Raw genomic sequence first — 21049 nt, 5'->3', positions numbered from 1 at the left:
TTATGAGGATAAGTTTTTTTATTTTATTATACCCATCTTTTAGAGTCTTATTCACTTTCTTATTCACATTGTAAAATATTGAATAACAATGAAATATAGTACTTTTTAACAATTGTTAATAAATTTTATTTTTTACTTTTCTTAATTAAGTTTTCATGGAAAAGATGGTGATTTGTTGAAAGTAAAAATTTAGAAAATGTGAATTAATATTCGATAAAATTTTTTCATTACACTTTTTAATTTAGATTTAAAAGAACATTTTTTTAATTCTTTTCCACAAATATTTCCCGCGTTTTCCATACGATTATGAGTATTTTGTTAATTTACTATTTATCAATTACTTGTAATTTTAGTATTATGTTTAATGATTTAATATTCAATGCTTTAATTTTTAATGATAAATTAATATTTTGTGGATAAAATTTGATTAAGTTGATAATCAGTTATTTAGTATTAAAATGTGAGTATTTAGCACGATGGACACTTAGAAATTAGCATGATTAATATAATATAGGATGCTTGGATATTGAATTTAACATAAGTTTCATATCCGCATAAATTATGATTTGTAAATTTTAGACTAAATTTGTACATAAATAAAGTAAAAATGAAAAAAATAGCCATCGCTTGTGATCATGCAGGTTTTGAATACAAAGAATATTTAATAAGTCAATTAAAAAATCATTATGAAATTCAAGATTTTGGAACAAAATCATTGGATTCTGTAGATTATCCAGACTTTGTACATCCTGCTGCAAGCTCAGTAGAAAATGGTGATAACGAGTTCGGAATTCTTATTTGTGGAAGCGGACAAGGCGTACAACTTACGGCCAATAAACACGAAAAAATCAGATGTGCACTTTGCTGGATGCCCGATTTGGCAGCACTTTCCAGACAACATAACAATTGCAATATGATAGCTCTTCCAGCACGATTTATTGCTAAAGAATTGGCATTAGAAATTGTTCAAACCTTTTTAAATACCGATTTTGAAGGTGGTAGACATCAAAATAGAGTGGCAAAAATTGCGTGCTCATAATTCATCATTTGATTTAATGCAAACCATTAAATTAAAACAATACAACCCATTTTGAATGGCAAGAAAATCAAAATTTATAAGTCATAAAAACAATCACAAACTTCAGGAAATTGGAAAAAAAATTCTGAAGTTTATGCATGCTAAAACTTCCAAAATCTACAATTACAAACAGATTGCAGAGGGTATAGATTATAAAAATCCCAGACAAAGAGAGCAAGTTATACAGGCTCTACACAAGCTTTTGGCAGACCAAAGAATTAAAGAGGTCGAAAAAGGAAAATACATTCTGAATCTTAAAATTGAAGGAACTTTAGCCGGAATAATCGACTTTAATCAAAGTGGAAATGCCTATGTTAAAGTGGAAGGTATGGAAGACGATGTATTTATCCATGCCAAAAATTGTAAGGACGCCATACAAGGGGACAAAGTCCACATCATAACTTACCACTACAAAGGGAAAAAGTTAGAGGGATCTGTAATCGAAGTTTTAGAAAGAAACAGAACCAATTTTGTTGGGACTTTTCAGTACATTCCGCATAAAGATTTTGGCTTTGTTGTGGCCGATAAAAAGCAAATTAACACCGATATTTTTGTTACCAAAGCCAACATCAATGGCGCTAAAGACGGGGAAAAAGTTATTGTAAAGATTTTGGAATGGAAACCGAATTCTAAAAATCCAGAAGGTGAAATTGTGAGTATTTTGGGTATGCCGGGTGAACATGAAACCGAAATTCACGCCATTTTAGCAGAATACAATCTTCCCTATGCATTTCCTGAAGAAGTGGAACAAGAAGCGGATAAAATCGATCGATCGATCAGTGAAATGGAAGTAAAAAAACGCCGAGATATGCGTAATATTACCACTTTTACTATCGATCCTAAGGATGCAAAAGATTTTGACGATGCCCTATCCATACAAAAATTGGAGAATGGAAATTGGGAAATTGGTGTACACATTGCCGATGTCTCGCATTTCGTAGTTCCAGGTACTATTTTGGATGATGAAGCCTACCAAAGAGCCACTTCTGTCTATCTCGTAGATCGTGTGGTTCCAATGCTTCCTGAAGTATTGAGTAACGATGTTTGCTCACTTCGCCCCCATGAAGATAAATATACTTTTTCAGCCGTTTTTGAGTTAAATGATGCAGCAGAAGTTAAAAACCAATGGTTTGGTCGAACCATTATACATTCTGACAGACGATTTTCTTACGAAGAAGCTCAGGAAAGAATTGAAAATAACGAAGGCGATTATACCGAAGAAATCAATACTTTAGATCGTTTGGCAAAAATCCTTAGAAAAGATAGGATAAAAAATGGTGCCATAACTTTTGACAGAAGCGAAGTTCGATTTAATTTAGATGAAAATAATGAACCCATTGGTGTCTATTTTAAAATGTCAAAAGATGCCAATCATTTGATTGAAGAATTCATGCTTTTGGCCAATAAAAAAGTATCAGAATTCATCTCTCTCAGCCGTAAAAATGAAGTGACCAACAATACCTTCATCTATAGGGTTCATGAAGATCCAGATCCTGCAAAAATTCTTTCCCTAAAGGAATTTGTATCTACTTTTGGGTATAAAATGAACATCACTAACGCCAAGCAAACTACAGAATCTCTTAACAAACTTTTGCAAGATGTAAAAGGCAAAGGAGAAGAAAATATGATAGAAACTTTGGCAATGCGATCCATGAGTAAAGCCATCTATTCTACAGATCCTATTGGGCATTACGGTTTAGGATTTAGATACTATTCGCACTTTACATCGCCCATCAGAAGGTATCCGGATCTTATTGCCCATCGATTGTTACAGCATTATTTGGATGGTGGAAAATCGCCCAACAAACACGATTACGAAGAACAAGCCAAACATTGTTCGGCCATGGAAAGATTGGCTTCCGATGCCGAAAGGGATTCCATTAAATTTATGCAAGTTAAATTTATGGAAAAACACCTGGGTGAAACATTCGAAGGTATGATTTCTGGTGTTGCAGACTTTGGTTTTTGGGTTGAAATTCCAGAAAATGGAGCCGAAGGACTTATAAAACTCCGTGATTTGATAGACGATAGTTATATGTACGATGCCAAGACCCATGCTGTATACGGGATACGACACGGAAAACAATACCAACTGGGTGACAAAATAAAAATAAAAGTCATGAAAGCCAACCTGATCCAAAAACAATTGGATTTTAAAGTGGTTGAATAAATTTCTGATAATCAAATTTTTATAAAATAATAGTTCAAAGTGATGTTGATGATGTTTCTCTCAGCATCACTTTTAATTTTTATGAAAGAATACTGCCGGATTTAAAATAGTTTTACTGAATAGAAGTCCTTTATCTTAATTTTAAAAAATCATTATCTTTGTCTAATGCTTGGACTTATATTTTCTGCAATAGTTTTGGGGCTTATGCTCAGTTTGGTTTTTATAGGACCTATTTTTTTCTTGTTGATAGAAACCAGCTTTACCCGAGGTCCAAAACACGCATTGGCTTTGGATTTGGGTGTGGTCTTTGCTGATATTTTATGCATTGTTGTTGCATATTATGCCAGTGGAGATTTGGTAACCCTCATTGATAAACATCCTGAGTTTTATAGGATTACTGCTTTCATCATCTTCATCTATGGAATTGTGATGATGGTAACCAAAACCAAAATGCATTTGCCCAACGAAGAGCAATTCATCAATCAAAATTACATTAAAACTTTTTTAAACGGATTTTTATTCAACCTTCTCAATGTGGGAGTAATTCTTTTTTGGTTGGTTACGGTGATTTCTGTGAGAAATCAGTATCCGGATTTTCAGAATTTTTTCTTGTACATTGCTTTGGTTATCGCTACCTATCTTAGCATCGACCTACTCAAAATATTTTTGGCAAAGCAATTTCATTACAAACTGACTCCAAAATTAGCCCATAAAATCCGTAAAACGGTAGGTATAATTTTAATGATTTTTTCCCTTTTCATATTTCTACAAAGTTTTAAAAAATTCAATCAGTTTGATAAAAAATTAGAGGAAGCCGAAAAAAAAGAAGTCATCTTGAAAAACAACGATTAATTTTAATCTTTACCATGATTTTTCCAAAAGCACTAAAAAAGAATGAAAAAATTGCCCTAATTTCTCCAGCAGGAGCGGTTGAGGTATCTCAATTGGAAAAGACCATTAACCTGATCCAAAGCCAAGGTTATGAGGTCGTTTTTGGTCCAAATGCTTTAGGTAAGTATGAGGACGGATACTCTTATTCAGGAACGGAAAAACATAGGATACAGGATCTGAATTGGGCGTTGAACAACACCGAAATAAAGGCGATTTGGGCCAGTAGAGGTGGCTACGGATGCCAGCACCTTCTTAGACATATAAGACTCTCTAATTTCAAAGAAAATCCAAAATGGTACATCGGATATTCTGATAACACGGTGGTACAAAGTTTTTTGTTGAAAAAAGGCTTTGCTTCCATACACGGACAAACCATAAAAACATCCAGCTTTGGTGTTTCTGAAGAAGCCTATCAAGGTATTTTTGATATTCTCAAAGGAAAAAATCCAAAATATGTGTTAGAATCTCATGGCTTCAATAAGCCTGGGAATGCAGAAGGACAGTTGGTGGGTGGCAATTTGGCATTGGTCTATGCACTTTTAGGAACTCCGTATTCGTTCAATTTTAAGGACAATATTTTGTTTATTGAAGACATTGGTGAAAATTTTTATGCTTTGGACAGAATGCTGATGAGCATGGATTTGGCTGGCGTTTTCAGGAAGATTAAAGGTCTAATAGTTGGTGGAATGATCAACATGGGTAGCGAGACCGACAATCCGAATTATGAAAATAGTTTTGATGAAAAAGCCTACGAAATTATCCAACACCGAATAAAAAAATATCACTTCCCTACCCTATTTGGATTTCCTAACGGCCATATTTTTGACAACCGCCCTCTGATAATTGGAGGCAAAGTCCATTTGGAGGTCGATAAAAACTTGTCGAGTATTTTATTTTAAAAAAAAGTATCCATGGCAGAACACAATGATTTTGGTAAAGAAGCCGAAGAATTTGCTGTTTCTTACTTAGAAAACAAAGGCTATACAGTAATAGCTAGAAATTTTTATTACCAAAAAGGCGAGCTGGATATTGTAGCGTTGTATAAAGATTTTTTGGTAGTAGTAGAGGTAAAAGCCAGAACAAGGAACCTATTTCAAGAGCCGTATGAAGCGGTAAATAAAAAGAAAATAAAATTGGTCGTTATGGCTACCGATGCTTTTATGAATGCAGGAAATAGAACGGAAGAAGTCCGTTTTGATATTATTTCTGTACTAAAAACGGATAGAGGTCATTTGGATTTGACCCACATCGAAAATGCTTTTGAGCCTTTTGATGCAAATTGAGGTTTTATTTTGAAATACAAGAATAAAAAAAGAAGCTGACTTTAAAGTACAGCTTCCGTTTTTTTTGTAAAAATTACCTTTTTACTTGCGATCCGGACGGGACTCGAACCCGCGACCTCCGCCGTGACAGGGCGGCATTCTAACCAACTGAACTACCGGATCAATATTTTTTATTTACCTCCCGAATAAAAATATAAATATTTTTTTTGGGTGAAAAATTGTCGTGCAAATATATTTATTTTTTCTTAAAATACAACTAAAAAAAGGAAAATTTTGAAAGTAGCTTTTTTAAAACATAAAAATACAAAACGATACTCCTTGCTTTTAAGCAAAATGAAAAAAAATAAAAGAATATCAAAAGTATGACTGATAAAAAGATGGTTTCGGATAAAAAATAATACTTTTGATTGAAATTAAAAACAATCTTTGACAGTAACCCCAAAAAACCATCAATTTTATAAAATTATGAAAACCATCTTCATTACAGGAGCAACTTCTGGTATAGGAAAAGCAACCGCAAAATTGTTCGCAAAACAAGGAAATCGCCTGATTATTTGTGGACGAAGAAAATCCATTTTAGACAATTTGGCCAATGAATTGGGTAAAATAACCGAAGTAAAAACCTTAGTTTTTGATGTTAGAAACCAAGACGAAATTCGAAAAGCGATGGAAGAATTGGATGAAAGCTGGAAAAATATTGATGTTTTGGTCAACAATGCAGGAAATGCTCACGGACTCGAAGCTATTTCTGACGGGGATATCTCCGACTGGGATGCCATGATGGACGGAAATGTAAAAGGATTGCTCTATGTTTCTAAACCGATTATCAATTTGATGAAAACCCAAAAGTCAGGACATATCATCAATATTTCTTCGGTCGCAGCGAGACAAACTTATGCTGGTGGCGTGGTCTATTGTGCATCTAAAAAAGCCGTAGATGTTATTTCTGAAGGAATGCGTATAGAATTGACAGAATTTGGAATAAAAGTAAGCAACATACAACCCGGAGCCGTAAAAACCGACTTTTCTAAAGTTCGTTTCAAGGGCAACGAAAGCCGTGCAGCTTCGGTCTATGCAGGATATGAAGCCTTAAAAGCCGAAGATATTGCCGATGCCATCTCTTATTGTGTTAATGCTCCGGATCGTGTGTCTATTGCCGAGATCTGCATCTATCCTAAAGCTCAGGCTGAACCAAGAATGATCCATAAAAAATAAAGATTTTTTAAGAGGCCGTATAAAATTTATGAAGTTGTTAAAAGTAAAAAATTGATGTTCCAAAAGACCCATAATGTTTGGTTTTGGTCGTTCATTAATATAATTTACTTTCAACAACTTCATTCAAATTGTAAAGAAGAAATGCGGTTTAGTGTCGAAAAAAATAGCAATTTTATAAGAATTAGCGTACTAGCAATTACTGCAATTCCAACGGGTTATTGTTGTTTTTCTGCTCTTCTTTAGCTCTTTCTTCCATTCTTTTTCTCATATCTCCAGAGTTACCACCTCTCATTGGGTCTGTGTGCATACCAGGACCTCTGCCTCCGGATTGGGTAAAGAATGACGCAGGATCTTTTTTAAATTTTTCTTGCTGTTTCAGATACTCTTTTCTGTTAACCTTTATGATGTTACCCATATTGCTCAGATTCGGAAGTTCTCCAATTTTCTTGGTTTCCTTCAAAAGAAAAGCATAATCGCCTTTGCTGTCTTCCATTTTAATAATTAAACCCGGAAGTCCATGAAATTTATACGGTCCGTCCATAAAAGGTATGTCTTGTGTAAACCAAGCCGTCCAATGCCTTCCGCCAAAATCCGAGGTCACTGAAAAACCATCTTCATTTTGAATAAGATTTAATTTCAGACAAGAATTAAGAGCTTATTACACGACTTTAAAATCGGTAATAAGCTCTTTACATTTTTTGGAGTTCTAAATTTAATGGGTTTTGTAAAGCTTGTTTTGATTTAATTGGAGCTGAGTTTTAAAGATGATGATTTTGTTCTCTTTTTCTTAGATTAATTTCAGGATCCTCTTCAAATTGACTGCGAAAATAGCCAATGCTCCCTGCATTTGCATGTTTTCTATTCCATAAGAAGTGGCTCTTTTGTAACCATGAACATTTTTAAGTTCACTGTTTTTGGCTTCAATTTTATACCGGTGTTTCGACTTTTCTTTGTAATAATCACTTTCCTGAAAAGCCATCTGTTCTTGGTGTAATTCTGATTTTATAGAAACCGAGTAGGTTTTAGATTTTGCTCCGTCTTTGTAACAACCTTCTCTTAATGGGCAAACTTTACATTTTTCAACATCAAAATAATATACATCAGCTTGATTTTTGCCGACATTCTTTCTGTTCTGATGGGCTTTTCTGATGGCTAAATGCCCGGCAGGACAAACAAATCTGTCAGCATCCTTATTGTAATCAAACTGGTCTTTTTCTTTCCTACATCCTTGTGTAATGGATGGATTTAACTTTGCAACAATTTTTATATCCTGTTCGCTGGCAATTTTCAGATTTTCTTTTCCACTATAAGCCGAATCGCCAATGATGGTTTCCACTTCCATTCCGTTGTCTTGGCTCATTTGCAGTAATTTTGGCAATTCAGGCCCGTCTCCTTTTTCTCCCGAAGTTACCACTGCTGCGGTGATAATCCGCTCTTCACTCATCGCCAAATGTGTTTTGTAACCGAAAAAGGAACTGTCTGCGGATTTATGTCCGATTTTGGCATCCGTGTCTTTTGAGAAAGTTAGCTGTTCATCGGTGTCTTCGGCTGTTTCCCTCAAAAGATTTAATTTCTCTTTCACTGCCGGAATCTCACTTATTGATGGCTCATCTTCTATGCATTTTTCAAGTTCTCTACAATAAGCCAATTCTTTGTTCAGATCGTTTTCAGTATTCTTGACCGGCATTTTTGATTTGAAGTTTTCATCAAATTGATAAACCGTTTTACGAACTAATCTCGAACGCTCTCTCAGTACTTCTATGCTTGAAAATGGATTCGATCTAGATAAAGTATGTGTAGCGTCCACAATAATGGATCTGGATTTAATAATGCCTTTATCGATCGCTATCGTTACCGTTTTACCAATTAGAAGGTTCAACAAATCGGTATCTTTCAAGCGTAATTTCCTGAATTTTGTAAGTGAACTGGGGTTTATCACATCATCTTCGGGAGCCATATCTAAAAAATATTTGAAAGACATATCATAGCGGGAACGCTCTACCACATCTACATCAGAAACCGAGTAAATGCTTTTCAACAAAAGGTATTTGAACATCTTCACCGGACTTTCCGCATTGCGACCATTGTTCAAACAATACTTATTCAACAGTTCATCGTAGATGAAGGAAAAATCTATCAAATCATTAATTTTTCGAAGAAGATTTTCTTTCGGAACGATTAAATCATACAAATCGGAATAAGAACTAAACTGAATCTTTTGCTGTTGGACTAACATTCTTTATCTTTAAAAGACCTTATCAAGGTACAAAAAAAGGAGCTAAAATCCTAAGATTTCAACTCCTTCTTTTTCATATTTCCTGAAAATTCACTTTTTCAGTGATCTCCAAAATCCAACTCGGCTTTTTGGGTTTTATAATCACCAATAACAGCCGTTTCAGATTGTATTTTCCAGTTCATTGGTCGGTCTTCCGTGTAGGTATAAATGTCTCTGGCAATACGGTCTTTGTAGTCCACTTTTTGGTTTGCAAGATCCTTTTCTATGGTATAATTAATCTCCGATCTTAGGTTTTCCATGGCATTTCTGTCCGGTCTTATGGTTCCTTGGGATTGGAAAGCCACCCGCATAATAGAATCTCTTTTTATTCTTTTCTCTGCATAGAACAACGATTTTTTTCCATCATTGTCCAAATAAGCCAACTCGGTTTTGGTGTTGTTTCTATTGATGGAATCGGTTTTCATATGCACTTCGTACACAAATCGGGAGTTTTGTGCAAAGTTCAAAGAAAAAAATCCCATAGCGAGGGTTAGAAAAACATTTTTCATAAATAATTATTTATTCGTAGGATAACAAAAGTAGGAATAAGTTAAATCTCATCAATAATAAAAATAGTTAAAACAAAACTTCAAATTTTTTAATCTGTTATATTGTTTGTACTTTTGCAATCTAAAATCATTCTAAATAAAAATTGAGATGATCAAAGTATCTGATACTGCAAAACTTAAAGCGGTACAATTGATGACAGAAGACGGATTCGATCCCAGCCTAGATTTTATCAGGGTTGGTGTAAAAAGTGGCGGTTGCAGCGGTTTGGAATATGTCTTAAAATTCGACAATCAAAAAAGCGATGCCGACCAAGTTTTTGAAGACAACGGAATAAAAATCATCATTGATAAAAAATCCATTTTGTACCTCGCAGGTACGGTTTTGGAGTTCTCCGGAGGACTAAACGGGAAAGGTTTTGTCTTCCAAAATCCGAATGCGTCCAGAACTTGTGGCTGTGGCGAGAGCTTTTCGCTTTAGAAAAAAAAATTAAGGATAGACAAAATCTTTCCTTTTACATACATCGTGAAATCATAATACAGTATTTCATTTTTACAAAAACCTTACTTATTAATTTCATAATTCATTTATGGCAAAATACACAGAAGACGATCTAAGGATTGATCTGGAAAATAAACAATACGAAGCCGGATTTTATACCGATATCGAATACGAGGATTTCCCAACAGGACTTTCTGAAGATATCGTTAGAATGATTTCTGAGAAAAAAGAAGAACCGGAATGGATGACCGAGTGGCGCTTGGAATCCTTTAGAATTTGGCAAAAAATGGAAGAACCCAACTGGGCCAATGTCAAATACGAAAAACCTGATTTTCAGGCTATAAAATACTATGCAGCTCCGAAAAAGAAACCTCAACTGAACAGCTTGGACGAGGTGGATCCGGAATTGTTGAAAACCTTTGAGAAATTGGGCATCAATATCGAAGAGCAAAAAAGACTGACCAATGTGGCGGTAGATCTTGTCATTGACTCGGTTTCCGTAAAAACAACTTTTCAGGAAACGCTAAAAGAAAAAGGTATTATTTTCTGCTCCATGTCCGAAGCGATCAAAGAATATCCGGATTTGGTGAAAAAATACATTGGCAAAGTTGTACCAAGAGGAGATAATTTTTATGCAGCACTCAACTCGGCTGTATTTTCTGACGGCAGCTTCTGCTACATTCCAAAAGGCATCAAATGTCCTATGGAACTTTCGACCTATTTCCGTATCAATAAAGAAGGTACCGGTCAGTTTGAAAGAACACTTTTGGTGGCCGATGAAGGGTCGTATGTTTCTTATTTGGAAGGTTGTACAGCACCTTCGAGAGACGAAAACCAATTGCACGCCGCTGTGGTCGAACTTATCGCCATGGACGGAGCCGAAATAAAATATTCTACCGTACAAAACTGGTATCCCGGTGATGCCGATGGTAAAGGTGGGGTGTTCAACTTTGTAACCAAAAGAGGTTTGGCAGAACGCAATGCAAAAATATCTTGGACACAGGTAGAGACAGGTTCTGCCGTTACTTGGAAATATCCATCGTGCATCCTAAAAGGAGACAATTCCATTGGAGAATTTTATTCGATTGCTGTAACCAACAACCATCAATATGCCGATACCGGTACCAAGATGATCCATATTGGGAAAAACACGAGATCTACAATTATTTCCAAAGGAATATCTGCTGGTAAATCCAACAACTCGTACAGAGGTTTGGTAAAAGTAATGCCAACAGCAAAAGGGGCTAGAAACTTCTCGCAATGCGACTCCTTATTAATGGGGAATGATTGTGGTGCACATACTTTCCCGTATATCGAAATTAAAGATCCTACGGCACAATTGGAACACGAAGCTACGACTTCTAAAATTGGAGAAGATCAAATTTTCTACTGCAACCAAAGAGGTATCAACACGGAGAAGGCCATTGCCCTAATCGTAAACGGATTTGGAAAAGAAGTCCTGAACAAGCTCCCAATGGAATTTGCCATCGAAGCACAAAAATTATTAGAAATTTCATTGGAAGGAAGTGTAGGATAACAAATTTACCTTTCAAATAAAGTAGTATATAACCGTTGCTATTGTATTGCATCACCATGCAGGATAATCAATTCAACACAATTCAAAAGAAAAATAAAATGTTAAAAATAAATAATCTACAAGCTCAGATTGAAGAGGGCAAACAAATATTAAAAGGAATTAATTTAGAAATAAAACCGGGAGAGGTACACGCGATTATGGGACCAAATGGTGCTGGAAAATCTACACTCTCTTCTGTTATTGCAGGAAAAGAAGATTATGAAGTTACCGGTGGCGAAATCCTTTTTGAAGGCGAAAACATCGTAGAAGATGCTCCGGAAGAAAGAGCTCACAAAGGGATTTTCCTATCCTTCCAATATCCTGTAGAAATACCGGGAGTTACGGTAACCAACTTTATCAAAGCGGCCATCAACGAAACCAGAAAATCAAAAGGAGAGCCTGAAATGTCTGCTAAAGACATGTTGGCATTGGTGCGTAAAAATTCTGAGAAATTAGGCATAAAAAAAGAATTTTTAGGTAGATCTCTGAACGAAGGCTTCTCTGGAGGTGAAAAGAAAAGAAACGAAATTTTCCAAATGTTGATGTTGGATCCTAAGTTGGCCATCTTGGACGAAACCGATTCTGGATTGGATATCGATGCCCTAAGAATTGTCGCAGACGGTGTCAATTCTTTTAAAAACGAAGGAAATGCGGTGTTGCTTATCACTCACTACCAAAGATTGTTGGACTATATACAACCGGATTTTGTGCATGTTTTGGCCGATGGTAAAATCATCAAAACCGGTGACAAAAACTTGGCTTTGGAACTAGAAGAAAAAGGATACGATTGGTTGGTAAACTAATCTTAGATTCTTTCATACTCCCATTCCAAATTCAACAATAAAACTCACACAATCTAGCTATTATGAGTCTATACGAACAAATTGAACGAATAAAACCTTCACTTTCAGGAGAAAAACTTAAGGCTTTAGAGAATTTTTTAGCTTTAGGATTTCCTACCAAAAAAGACGAAGAATACAAATATACCCACCTAAAAGAAATTACGGAGAAAGACTATAATTTCGCCCCAAACCAAGCGCACAACATTACCAAAAGACAATTGGATGATTTGCATTTGGGCGAGGAGCATTTTGATTTCTTGGTATTTGTAAACGGAATAATGCACCCAGAACTTTCCAAAATTTCTATTGAAAGTGCTAAAGTCCTAACCTTGAAGAATGCTTTGGAAAATAAAGAATATTCTGATTTTTTAAAAGGGTATCTTCATACCTTAACCTCTTCGGAAAATGCTTTTTGCCAACTGAATGAGGCCCTAACCAAGAACGGTTTCGTACTTCATGTACCAAAAAATACAAGAATAGAAAGACCAATTCATGTATTCTACCTGTCACAAAACCAAGAAGAAAACACCTTCTACAACCCACACAACTTATTGGTGGTAGAAGACGGTGCAGCCGTAGAGATTATTGAAAGCCATCACAACTACGACAATTCTTTTGTATTGACCAATTCGGTTACCGAAATTTTTGTCGGAAAAAATGCCAAAGCCGATTGGCACAAATTGCAAAACGACAGCCAAACCACTTACCTTATCGATCATACATTTGCCAAACAAGACCGAGACAGCTTGGCTACTGTGAACACCTTCAGTTTTGGTGGTAAATTGGTGAGAAATAATTTGGACTTCATCCATGCAGGAGAGAACATCAACTCTTTTATGAACGGAATTACCATTATTGGTGACAATCAATTGGTGGACCATCATACTGCCGTGCACCACAAACAACCTAACTGCGAGTCGTACCAAAACTATAAAGGCATCTTTAAAGACCAAGCAAAAGGCGTATTCAACGGAAAAGTTTTTGTGGATAAAATTGCTCAGAAAACCAATGCTTATCAACAAAACAACAACATCTTGCTGAACGAAGGGGCAACCATAGACACCAAACCTCAGCTGGAAATTTTTGCAGATGATGTAAAATGCTCACACGGTTGTACGGTAGGCCAGTTGAATGAAGATGCCATGTTCTACCTTAGAGCCAGAGGTATCTCTAAAAATGAAGCACAAGCGTTGTTGCTGTATGCTTTTGCTAACGATACCATGCAAAATATAGACATCGAACAATTAAAAGATAAAGTTTCCAGTCTTTTGGCGGAAAAATTAGAAGTAGATTTAAGCTTTTAATACTGAACGAAAGGCGTATCGTTGCCAAATAACGAGGATTGAACATCGTTTAATCGAATACCTTTCTCAAATAAAGATACGGGAAATTTCATAAAGTAAAGGCCGTTTTCACGAGTTGTGAGACGGCCTTTTTATTTAAAAATTCTTTGTAGCTCCAATCAACATGGACATGGTCATCAGCCTTTGCTCATACAAACTTTCGGAAATATTGTTAATGCCGTAGGTCTGAATGCTTTTTACATTCAGGAGGTTGTGTCCTTTAAGGAACAGATTCATGTTAAAAAATTTACAATTAGTATTCAAAAAAAAACTCCCAAATGCTCTTGCATTGGAAGTCTTTTTTTAAATTTATATCATAAACTCAAGAGCAGCAGCCTCTGCCACAATCTTTATCTTTTCCACCATCTTTTTTCACAAAACTTTTTCTAATGTATCTGTAAAAATAATAACACGCCAAGACAAATACTACGGCTAATACGATGTACTGAACGGTTAGAGAATCCATTATTATTGATTTTTAATGACTTATTTAAACAGCTGATAAACCACCAGCGAAACGATATAGGCCAAACCGGACATGGACACCAACTGTATCAAAGTCCACTTCAGAGATTTTGTCTCTCTGTACACCACGGCAATGGTAGAGATGCATTGCATGGCAAAAGCATAATACATCAATATAGAAATACCCGTTGCAAAAGAAAAGACCTTCTTGCCATTTTCATTCACATCGTTTCTCATTTTTTCGATGATGGTGCCTTCCGGAGCTTCATCGTCCAAACTATAAAGCGTTGCCATTGTTCCTACAAAAACTTCTCGAGCTGCAAAACTGGTGATGATCCCCACTCCCATTTTCCAATCGTATCCCAACGGTGCAATGACAGGCTCTATCTGATGTCCCATTTTTGCCAAATAGGATTGTTTCAGCTTGACATCGGCATCCATAAACGAACCGGATTTTTGAGCGGGTCCAAAATAGCTTAAAACCCAAATGATGATACTAACAAGGAAAATAATTTTCCCAGCACCTGTGATAAATTCCCAAACTTTCTGCAATACAATCTTGAAATCGTAACCAAAAAGAGGCTTTTTATAAGTCGGCAAATCCATTACCAAAAAGGATTTACCAACATTTTTAATAATTTTTTTCAAAACAAAGGACGACAGCAACGCCATGAAAAATCCGACCAAATACATCGCCAAAAGAGCGATGGCTTTGTAAGAAATACCGATAAAAGTTTTGTCCGGTATCACCAATTCTATGATGATGCTGTACACCGGCAATCGAGCAGAACAAGTCATAAAAGGAGTTACCAAGATGGTGATCAACCGTTCTTTAACATTCTCAATATTTCTTGTGGACATGATGGCCGGAATGGCACAAGCCGTACCTGAAATAAGCGGAACAATGCTTTTACCACTCAACCCGAAAGGCCTGAGCAATCGGTCCATAAGGAAAACCACCCTCGCCATATAGCCGGAATCTTCCAAAAGATAGAGCATATACAAAAGTATCCCAATTTGTGGGGCGAAAACGACAATCCCACCAATCCCAGGAATAATTCCGTTAGATATTAGAGAATTGATAGGCCCAGCAGGAAGTGTCTCTGCTGAAAACTCGGAAAACCAAAGGAAAAAATTAGAAATCCAATCCATAGGATAGGCTGCCAAATAATAGACCATTTGGAAAATCATCAGCATGACGAAGATGAAAAATAAATAGCCCCAAAATTTATGAACCAAAACTTTGTCCAGTTTTTCCGTGAGCAATTCCTTGAACTGAGGTTTTTTATTGATGACTTTGGCGATGGTTTTGTCGATGGACAAGTACCTCCTTATGGTTTCTTGCGTTTGCAGTCTTTTGGGAACCAAGCACTTTAGCTCTTCGTTATCCCTCAATTGTTCGCTTACGGTTTCCAATTTTGCAATATAGGTTTCGGATGCCAAAAGCGTCCAGATTTTATATTGATTTTCTTCTTTAGAATCGGATAATATTTTGAAAACCAAGCCTCTATGTTCGGTAGGAATTTGGAACGATATGTGGTTGGAAGTCCTGAACTTGTTGTTGTAAATGGAATTTCTAAGCTCATCAATGCCGATCCCTTCTTTGGCATTGGTCGGGATAACTTTAGTTCCTAATTCTTCTTCTAAAAGAGGAATATCGATGTGTATGCCTCTTTTTTCAGCTTGATCTATTTGGTTCAATAATATAAGAACCGGAATTCCCAAATCCTGAATTTGTCGGAACAAAAGAAGTCCTCTTTTGATGCTTAGTGCTTCCAAAACATAGATGACGCCGCTGTACTTATGGGCTTCGTCTATCAGATATTTAGAAAAAATGGCTTCGTCTTCAGAGCTTGGATAGATGCTGTACGAACCAGGAAGGTCAACAATTTCTACCTTTTGGTCTTGATAGATATAGTCTCCAGAGTGGGCAGCAACAGTAACTCCGGCATAGTTTCCGGTTTTTTGTTTTCGGTTACACAATTGGTTGAAAACGGTAGATTTGCCAACATTGGGATTTCCTACTAAAAGTATTTGTTTTTTTTGATCGGTCTGCATGGGTCGTGTTAAAAATTAATACGAAAGACAAAACTTCAAAAGCCAAGAAGCTTAGGCTGTGGTCGATTCTACAATAATGAATTGAGCCTCTTCTACACGCAAGGCAATTCGACTTTTCTCTTCACCAAATTCTATATACAAAGGTCCATTAAAAGGGGCTTGATACAGGATTTTGAAAAGGGTGTCCGGCAACAATCCCATTTCGATAATTTTGTTGGGCATTTTAAGATTGTCGTTATCGTACCCACAAATTCTTCCATCGATATTCTGTGGAAAACAACTTAACTTATTGGAATGATCTCTCTTCACGGCTGAAAAATTTCTACGCAAAGATACGCTATTTAAACTTAATCTAAATAAGAAAAACCAAAAGCTTGACAAAACTCATTAAGAAGCCCGAAAACAATACTGTTCTCGGGCTTCTCTACAATATAAATAGTTAAAATGAAGGTCTATTATTTGGTCTTAACAACAGGAATTTCGATGCTGTTGTTCACACGAGCCAGCTCTTCTTTCATCTGTTTTTCGGCATCTCTCATCATTTGCGAAACCGATTGTCCACCTGCTCCGGAGATCTGTACCTGAGCTTCCGGAGGGAGTTGGGTAAGCATTTGTCTCACACTTGCTAACGGATCTTTTTTATAGGCTTCGTATTTTTCGTTAAACTTCTCCTTGCTCACCTCCATGGTTTTATTCCCAATTGGGGACTGTTTCATCATGCTTTGGAAGTACAATTCATCAGCTATTTTTTTGATTTGCTTGTTTCCTTTTAGCTCCCAGGAATAATTTTTACCCTCGTCTTCTATTTTCACAATGAGGCCAGGCAAACCGTAAAATTTGTAAGGTCCATCCTGAAATGGAAGATCGGTAGAGAACCAAGCCGTCCACTTTCTACCGCCGTATTCGGTGCTTGCTTTTTGGGCGTTGTATTCACCTATTTTTGATTTGTCAGAAGTAATTTTCCAATTGAAATTGGGCTGTTCTTTGTACGAATACGAATCGGTTCCTAAAAAATCGGAATACAGGATTTCTTTGATCGGATTGTTTTTCGAAATACGATGGGCAAAAGATCCCTTTTTTTGATTTTCAAATTGTTTGGTATCCATCATGACTCCTGTTTTTTTCATGTTTTCTATAGAAACTTCTAACAGAGAGTCCATCTGCACCATTTGATAGGCTTGGTAGATGGATTTGTTTTTATCGATGTCCAAACTCATAACTTCTTTCTGTACTTTGGCAGAATCTTTATGCGGCTTGAAGGTCAATTCATAATAAAAACGATGGCTTTGAGCTAAAGTCAAACAGCTCACTAAAATGGTAAAAAATCCAAGAATTCTTTTCATAACAAAATGGTTTTGATGTTTATTTCTTTTTCTCAGGAGTCCAAAATTCTATAGGATTGTCGTTGGAATTGTAAAAATCCTTCATCATTTTCTCTTGATCTTTTACCATTTCTCCGATGGTCTTGTCCATGCCTGGCATTTTTTGCGACATCATGTTCGCTGGGATGTGTTGCCTTACCGAAGCAAAAGGGTCTTTTCTATAGTCGGAAAATGTTTTCTCAAATTTGTCACGGCTTACCTCAACCACTCTTCCGGCACCACCAGGTCTTACTTTTTCAGCATAGGATTCTTCCTGGAAATCGTCTATTTTTTTGTTTCCTTTTAGTTCCCAAGAATAATTTTTGTCGGTATCTTCTACTTTTACAATCAATCCCGGTAATCCGTGGAATTTGTAAGGTCCGTCTTGCAAAGTGATATCATTGGAGAACCACGCCGTCCAATTTCTACCTCCAAATGTTGCGGTAGCTTTTTGGGTATTGTACTCGCCTATTTTCTGTTTTTCGCCTGTAATTTTCCAATTGAATTGCGGATTTTCTTTGTATGCCAATTGTACCGGAGACATCCCGTTCATCATCCCTTCGGAATATTGAATGTTCATTTCTGGATAGCTTTTGGCTACTTTATAGGCGAATTTAGGCATCACAATATCTTTGGACATATCCTTGAAAACATTGGTTTTCTGCATTTCTTCGACTTTCACTTTGATGATTGAATCTTGTGCTAGCATTGTATAATCCTGATAAAGCGATTTTTTATCCGTAATATCCAATACGGTCATCACTTTTTCCAATTTTGCAGAATCTTTTTTAGGCTTGATGGTCAATTGATAAAAAAAACGATTGGCAGGGATTTTTGTCTCCGTATTGCTTTGTGCATAAGAGCTAAAGCCAACAGACATCAGGGCTAAGAATACTAATTTTTTCATGTTATTTTTGATTTTTGATGAATGAAGAATAGCGTTTTCAACAAAACTTCTTTTCCTCATGGTACACAATTAGTGTTCAAAATTTATGGAATGTTACAAATTTTAATAAAAGTTTATCATTATTTATCCAAAACTTATGAAAGATTTATTTTAATTTTAATCTTCTAAATTTCAAAATATTATGAATACTTTAAATTTGTTAAAACAAGAATTTCAGCACGAATTCGAAACCACAAAAAAATTCATTGAGCAATTCCCAGAAGGACAAAACGAATACAGTCCACACGAAAAATCCATGAAGCTGATGCCGCTTGCCACGCACATTGTCGAGATATTTGCTTGGCCGGAAACCATCATCAACACCACCGAATTGGATTTTGGAAAAGGCGATTACCAACCTACCCACCTCAACACCAAACAAGAATTGACAGACAAACTTGCACAAGATTATGAAACCGGAATAAAGGCTTTGAATGCGATTTCCGAAAAAAAGTTGGACGGAAGATGGGCCATGAAAATGAACGGACAAATTCTACAAGATTGGTCCAAGTACGAAGCTCTAAGGCATTCTCTCAATCAAATAACCCACCACCGAGCACAATTGGGGGTCTATTACAGACTGAACAACATCCCGGTACCCGGTGCATACGGTCCGTCTGCAGATGAAAATAATTTTTAACAAAAAAGCCCGAACATTTCGGGCTTTTTATTTATTTGATAAGTGTAGGCTCTATGCTGTTGTCGAAAAACTCTAAGGATTTTCTGACCCTTTCTTCTTTATTTTTTATCATTTCCTTGAAGTCCAATGGTTTCCCGCCAACCGAAGAAGTAACGACCACCCTGTTTCCACTGCTCGGGGATGCCATTTCTCTTATACTTTTTGCAGGATCGGCAATGTAGTTTTTCACTACTTTTTTATACTTCTCTTCGGATATTTCTATTGCTTTGTCTCCATCGAAAACCAACCCATTGGGTTGTGATTTTTCTTTTACTTCAACTTTTGGTTGTAGTTTTTTGTTGGCGATCATGTTCATTTTAAAACCGCCTGTTGCGTCTTCAATGCTTACAATAAGCCCCGGTAATCCTTGGAATTTGTAGGGTCCATCAGGGAAAGGAAGTTCTTCTACAAACCATGCCGTCCAATCCCTTCCACCCCAAGAAGTTGTTGCTTTTTGGGCAGTGTAGTTTCCTATTTTCTTTTTTTCAGGTGAAATTTTCCACAGCTGTTTTTCTTCTTCTTTAATTTTATAATTCTGCCCGTCCAAATCTTTCAATAAAAAGACCTCATTTTTTGCATAATCCTTAATTACAGAAGTGCTGACGGTTCCTTTTTTAGATCCGGTTCCGGAAAGATCAATTTTGGTAGTAACACCTGGTTTAAAATTTTTCCAGATTTCTGCTTTTATCGAGTCGGTTTGTATTTTGTGTAAGGATTTGTACACCGAGCCTTTGGCATCTATGTCCAGCGCCATTAGGTCTTGATAGATGGTGTCTTTAAGTTTGGAGTTGGGTTGGTACTTGTACTCGTACACAAAACGATGTACCTGAGCGGTTGCCATGGTGGTGCACAGCACCAATAGTGCGAATAATTTTTTCATGTTTGTATTAAAGTTTAAATAGATTAGGCTCTATTCGGTTGTTGTTGTTTTTAAGCATCGTTTTGGCACTTTCTTCTTTTCGCTTCATCATTTCTTTCATGTCCAATTCTTTTCCATTTTGGTCCTTCATGATATATGTATTGGTCGTATAGTAACCGCCACCACCAGATACACTTCTTGATGACATTTCTCTAAGGTTTTTTGCGGGATCTTTTATATAATTTTTCCATGCTTTTTTAAACTGATCTACGGTTACCGGAATTTCTTTAGTCCCAAATGTAATGGTTGCTTCTCCAACTTTTTTGGTGTTTACAATTTCTTCTTTGTTGGGCATTTTTTTATTGGCCACCATGGTCATGATGTGAGATCCCGTTGTATCTTCTAATTTTACAATTAAACCGGGTAAACCGTGGAATTTATACGGGCCGTCTGGAAATGGCAAATCTGTGGTGAACCACGCCACCCAATCTCTTCCACCAAAGGATGTCGTTGCTTTCTGAGCGGTGTAATTTCCTATTTTTTGAGTTTCGGAAAGGATTTTCCAGTCTTGTTTTCCTTCTTCTGTTATTTTGTACAAATCAGAATCTACTTTTTCAAAAAGATAGGTTTTGTACTCCGGATATTCTTTTACAACCTTCTGTTCTACCATACCTTTCTTATTAGATAATCCAGAAAAGCTGAGAGATCCGCCACTTCCCATGCTTTTTTGTGCACTGAACAATCGTGCTCTAAATGCGGAATCTCTTTCCAATTTACTTAGACTTTCGTAGCTGGATCCTTTTTCATCGATGTCCAACACCATAAGATCGTCCATGACTTTTTCTTTCTCGTTGATGTTCGGGATGTACTTGTATTCGTAAACAAAACGATGTACCTGTGCCGTAGCCATGGTAGAACACAAGACCAATACTGCAAATAATTTTTTCATGTATTTTTTTAATTAATCGTTTAAAGATATGACTTATTGATAATTCTCAAT

The 21049-nt window shown here is 36.3% G+C and carries 22 protein-coding genes and 1 tRNA gene; 11 read left to right on the top strand and 12 right to left on the bottom strand.

What is annotated here, in order from left to right; genetic code table 11:
- Window positions 1–607 precede the first annotated feature (607 nt).
- From rpiB to H9Q20_RS06520, 5 genes are all read left to right on the top strand, one after another.
- Window positions 608–1039: a ribose 5-phosphate isomerase B gene (gene rpiB / locus H9Q20_RS06540; RefSeq protein WP_187478564.1), complete on the top strand. Its 432-nt coding sequence runs from the start codon at window positions 608–610 to the stop codon at window positions 1037–1039.
- 55 nt (window positions 1040–1094) lie between these two features.
- On the top strand, window positions 1095–3248 hold the full coding sequence (rnr, locus tag H9Q20_RS06535) for a ribonuclease R (protein WP_124641431.1): 2154 nt from the start codon (window positions 1095–1097) through the stop codon (window positions 3246–3248).
- A gap of 165 nt (window positions 3249–3413) precedes the next feature.
- Window positions 3414–4100, top strand: coding sequence for a LysE family translocator (locus H9Q20_RS06530; RefSeq protein WP_124641429.1), 687 nt, complete (start codon window positions 3414–3416; stop codon window positions 4098–4100).
- A gap of 14 nt (window positions 4101–4114) precedes the next feature.
- Complete coding sequence (locus H9Q20_RS06525) at window positions 4115–5038, top strand: LD-carboxypeptidase (protein WP_187478563.1); 924 nt, start codon at window positions 4115–4117, stop codon at window positions 5036–5038.
- 12 nt (window positions 5039–5050) lie between these two features.
- Entirely contained in the window at window positions 5051–5422 is a 372-nt protein-coding gene (locus tag H9Q20_RS06520; protein WP_124641425.1) for a YraN family protein, read from the top strand.
- A gap of 88 nt (window positions 5423–5510) precedes the next feature.
- Here the strand turns inward: H9Q20_RS06520 and H9Q20_RS06515 are convergent.
- A tRNA-Asp gene (locus H9Q20_RS06515) sits at window positions 5511–5584 on the bottom strand.
- Between the two features lie 300 nt (window positions 5585–5884).
- Here H9Q20_RS06515 and H9Q20_RS06510 point away from each other — a divergent pair.
- Window positions 5885–6637 carry an SDR family NAD(P)-dependent oxidoreductase gene (locus tag H9Q20_RS06510; RefSeq protein ID WP_187478593.1) on the top strand — a complete coding sequence of 251 codons (753 nt, stop codon included), beginning with the start codon at window positions 5885–5887 and terminating at the stop codon, window positions 6635–6637.
- 196 nt (window positions 6638–6833) lie between these two features.
- Here H9Q20_RS06510 and H9Q20_RS06505 read toward each other — a convergent pair whose 3' ends face one another.
- From H9Q20_RS06505 to H9Q20_RS06495, 3 genes are all read right to left on the bottom strand, one after another.
- On the bottom strand, window positions 6834–7238 hold the full coding sequence (locus H9Q20_RS06505) for a GLPGLI family protein (RefSeq protein ID WP_262385590.1): 405 nt from the start codon (window positions 7236–7238) through the stop codon (window positions 6834–6836).
- 186 nt (window positions 7239–7424) lie between these two features.
- Window positions 7425–8873: an IS1182 family transposase gene (locus H9Q20_RS06500; protein ID WP_187477341.1), complete on the bottom strand. Its 1449-nt coding sequence runs from the start codon at window positions 8871–8873 to the stop codon at window positions 7425–7427.
- A 98-nt stretch (window positions 8874–8971) separates the two neighbouring features.
- Window positions 8972–9421, bottom strand: coding sequence for a GLPGLI family protein (locus tag H9Q20_RS06495; protein ID WP_187478562.1), 450 nt, complete (start codon window positions 9419–9421; stop codon window positions 8972–8974).
- 148 nt (window positions 9422–9569) lie between these two features.
- Here H9Q20_RS06495 and H9Q20_RS06490 point away from each other — a divergent pair, with 148 nt between their 5' ends.
- The 4 genes from H9Q20_RS06490 (at window position 9570) to sufD (ending at window position 13642) form a co-directional block, all read left to right on the top strand.
- On the top strand, window positions 9570–9899 hold the full coding sequence (locus H9Q20_RS06490; RefSeq protein WP_124641419.1) for a HesB/IscA family protein: 330 nt from the start codon (window positions 9570–9572) through the stop codon (window positions 9897–9899).
- A gap of 109 nt (window positions 9900–10008) precedes the next feature.
- Entirely contained in the window at window positions 10009–11457 is a 1449-nt protein-coding gene (gene sufB / locus H9Q20_RS06485; protein ID WP_124641417.1) for a Fe-S cluster assembly protein SufB, read from the top strand.
- A gap of 98 nt (window positions 11458–11555) precedes the next feature.
- The gene (gene sufC, locus H9Q20_RS06480) at window positions 11556–12299 is read left to right on the top strand and encodes a Fe-S cluster assembly ATPase SufC (protein WP_124641415.1); all 744 of its coding nucleotides are present in this window, start codon (window positions 11556–11558) and stop codon (window positions 12297–12299) included.
- Between the two features lie 62 nt (window positions 12300–12361).
- Window positions 12362–13642, top strand: a complete 1281-nt coding sequence (sufD, locus tag H9Q20_RS06475; protein ID WP_124641413.1) for a Fe-S cluster assembly protein SufD — start codon at window positions 12362–12364, stop codon at window positions 13640–13642.
- Between the two features lie 135 nt (window positions 13643–13777).
- Here the strand turns inward: sufD and H9Q20_RS06470 are convergent, their stop codons facing one another.
- The 6 genes from H9Q20_RS06470 to H9Q20_RS06445 form a co-directional block, all read right to left on the bottom strand.
- Window positions 13778–13918: a hypothetical protein gene (locus tag H9Q20_RS06470; RefSeq protein WP_164472021.1), complete on the bottom strand. Its 141-nt coding sequence runs from the start codon at window positions 13916–13918 to the stop codon at window positions 13778–13780.
- Between the two features lie 85 nt (window positions 13919–14003).
- A complete protein-coding gene (locus H9Q20_RS06465; protein ID WP_124641411.1) occupies window positions 14004–14147 on the bottom strand; it encodes a FeoB-associated Cys-rich membrane protein in 144 nt (47 codons plus the stop codon).
- Window positions 14148–14167: 20 nt separating this feature from the next.
- Window positions 14168–16204: a ferrous iron transport protein B gene (gene feoB / locus H9Q20_RS06460; protein WP_187478561.1), complete on the bottom strand. Its 2037-nt coding sequence runs from the start codon at window positions 16202–16204 to the stop codon at window positions 14168–14170.
- Window positions 16205–16255: 51 nt separating this feature from the next.
- Window positions 16256–16513: a ferrous iron transport protein A gene (locus tag H9Q20_RS06455; RefSeq protein WP_124641407.1), complete on the bottom strand. Its 258-nt coding sequence runs from the start codon at window positions 16511–16513 to the stop codon at window positions 16256–16258.
- Between the two features lie 146 nt (window positions 16514–16659).
- Window positions 16660–17547, bottom strand: a complete 888-nt coding sequence (locus tag H9Q20_RS06450) for a GLPGLI family protein (protein ID WP_124641405.1) — start codon at window positions 17545–17547, stop codon at window positions 16660–16662.
- Between the two features lie 19 nt (window positions 17548–17566).
- Window positions 17567–18472 (bottom strand): GLPGLI family protein, encoded by a 906-nt coding sequence (locus tag H9Q20_RS06445; protein ID WP_124641403.1) that lies wholly within the window; start codon window positions 18470–18472, stop codon window positions 17567–17569.
- Between the two features lie 181 nt (window positions 18473–18653).
- Here H9Q20_RS06445 and H9Q20_RS06440 point away from each other — a divergent pair, with 181 nt between their 5' ends.
- Window positions 18654–19151, top strand: coding sequence for a DinB family protein (locus H9Q20_RS06440; RefSeq protein ID WP_187478560.1), 498 nt, complete (start codon window positions 18654–18656; stop codon window positions 19149–19151).
- Between the two features lie 31 nt (window positions 19152–19182).
- On the opposite strand, the gene H9Q20_RS06435 is transcribed toward H9Q20_RS06440, so the two are convergent.
- Window positions 19183–20070 (bottom strand): GLPGLI family protein, encoded by an 888-nt coding sequence (locus H9Q20_RS06435; protein WP_187478559.1) that lies wholly within the window; start codon window positions 20068–20070, stop codon window positions 19183–19185.
- A gap of 7 nt (window positions 20071–20077) precedes the next feature.
- Entirely contained in the window at window positions 20078–20998 is a 921-nt protein-coding gene (locus H9Q20_RS06430) for a GLPGLI family protein (RefSeq protein WP_187478558.1), read from the bottom strand.
- Window positions 20999–21049: the final 51 nt, after the last annotated feature.

Origin of the sequence: Amniculibacterium sp. G2-70, assembly GCF_014353055.1 — a bacterium.
Classification (GTDB): domain Bacteria; phylum Bacteroidota; class Bacteroidia; order Flavobacteriales; family Weeksellaceae; genus Amniculibacterium; species Amniculibacterium aquaticum.
Note: the sequence above shows the minus strand (reverse complement) of the source record. Positions and strands in the feature narration are given on the sequence as shown.

What these genes read in the sequence shown, in the direction of transcription:
- H9Q20_RS06435 (WP_187478559.1), bottom strand. Translation starts at nt 20,070, where the DNA reads ATGAAAAAATTATTCGCACTATTGGTGCTGTGCACCACCATGGCAACC.
- H9Q20_RS06470 (WP_164472021.1), bottom strand. Translation starts at nt 13,918, where the DNA reads ATGAATCTGTTCCTTAAAGGACACAACCTCCTGAATGTAAAAAGCATT.
- H9Q20_RS06520 (WP_124641425.1), top strand. Translation starts at nt 5,051, where the DNA reads ATGGCAGAACACAATGATTTTGGTAAAGAAGCCGAAGAATTTGCTGTT.
- H9Q20_RS06430 (WP_187478558.1), bottom strand. Translation starts at nt 20,998, where the DNA reads ATGAAAAAATTATTTGCAGTATTGGTCTTGTGTTCTACCATGGCTACG.
- H9Q20_RS06465 (WP_124641411.1), bottom strand. Translation starts at nt 14,147, where the DNA reads ATGGATTCTCTAACCGTTCAGTACATCGTATTAGCCGTAGTATTTGTC.
- H9Q20_RS06500 (WP_187477341.1), bottom strand. Translation starts at nt 8,873, where the DNA reads ATGTTAGTCCAACAGCAAAAGATTCAGTTTAGTTCTTATTCCGATTTG.
- H9Q20_RS06445 (WP_124641403.1), bottom strand. Translation starts at nt 18,472, where the DNA reads ATGAAAAAATTAGTATTCTTAGCCCTGATGTCTGTTGGCTTTAGCTCT.
- H9Q20_RS06450 (WP_124641405.1), bottom strand. Translation starts at nt 17,547, where the DNA reads ATGAAAAGAATTCTTGGATTTTTTACCATTTTAGTGAGCTGTTTGACT.
- sufB (WP_124641417.1), top strand. Translation starts at nt 10,009, where the DNA reads ATGGCAAAATACACAGAAGACGATCTAAGGATTGATCTGGAAAATAAA.
- feoB (WP_187478561.1), bottom strand. Translation starts at nt 16,204, where the DNA reads ATGCAGACCGATCAAAAAAAACAAATACTTTTAGTAGGAAATCCCAAT.
- rnr (WP_124641431.1), top strand. Translation starts at nt 1,095, where the DNA reads ATGGCAAGAAAATCAAAATTTATAAGTCATAAAAACAATCACAAACTT.
- H9Q20_RS06490 (WP_124641419.1), top strand. Translation starts at nt 9,570, where the DNA reads ATGATCAAAGTATCTGATACTGCAAAACTTAAAGCGGTACAATTGATG.
- rpiB (WP_187478564.1), top strand. Translation starts at nt 608, where the DNA reads ATGAAAAAAATAGCCATCGCTTGTGATCATGCAGGTTTTGAATACAAA.
- sufC (WP_124641415.1), top strand. Translation starts at nt 11,556, where the DNA reads ATGTTAAAAATAAATAATCTACAAGCTCAGATTGAAGAGGGCAAACAA.
- H9Q20_RS06495 (WP_187478562.1), bottom strand. Translation starts at nt 9,421, where the DNA reads ATGAAAAATGTTTTTCTAACCCTCGCTATGGGATTTTTTTCTTTGAAC.
- H9Q20_RS06440 (WP_187478560.1), top strand. Translation starts at nt 18,654, where the DNA reads ATGAATACTTTAAATTTGTTAAAACAAGAATTTCAGCACGAATTCGAA.
- H9Q20_RS06530 (WP_124641429.1), top strand. Translation starts at nt 3,414, where the DNA reads ATGCTTGGACTTATATTTTCTGCAATAGTTTTGGGGCTTATGCTCAGT.
- H9Q20_RS06525 (WP_187478563.1), top strand. Translation starts at nt 4,115, where the DNA reads ATGATTTTTCCAAAAGCACTAAAAAAGAATGAAAAAATTGCCCTAATT.
- sufD (WP_124641413.1), top strand. Translation starts at nt 12,362, where the DNA reads ATGAGTCTATACGAACAAATTGAACGAATAAAACCTTCACTTTCAGGA.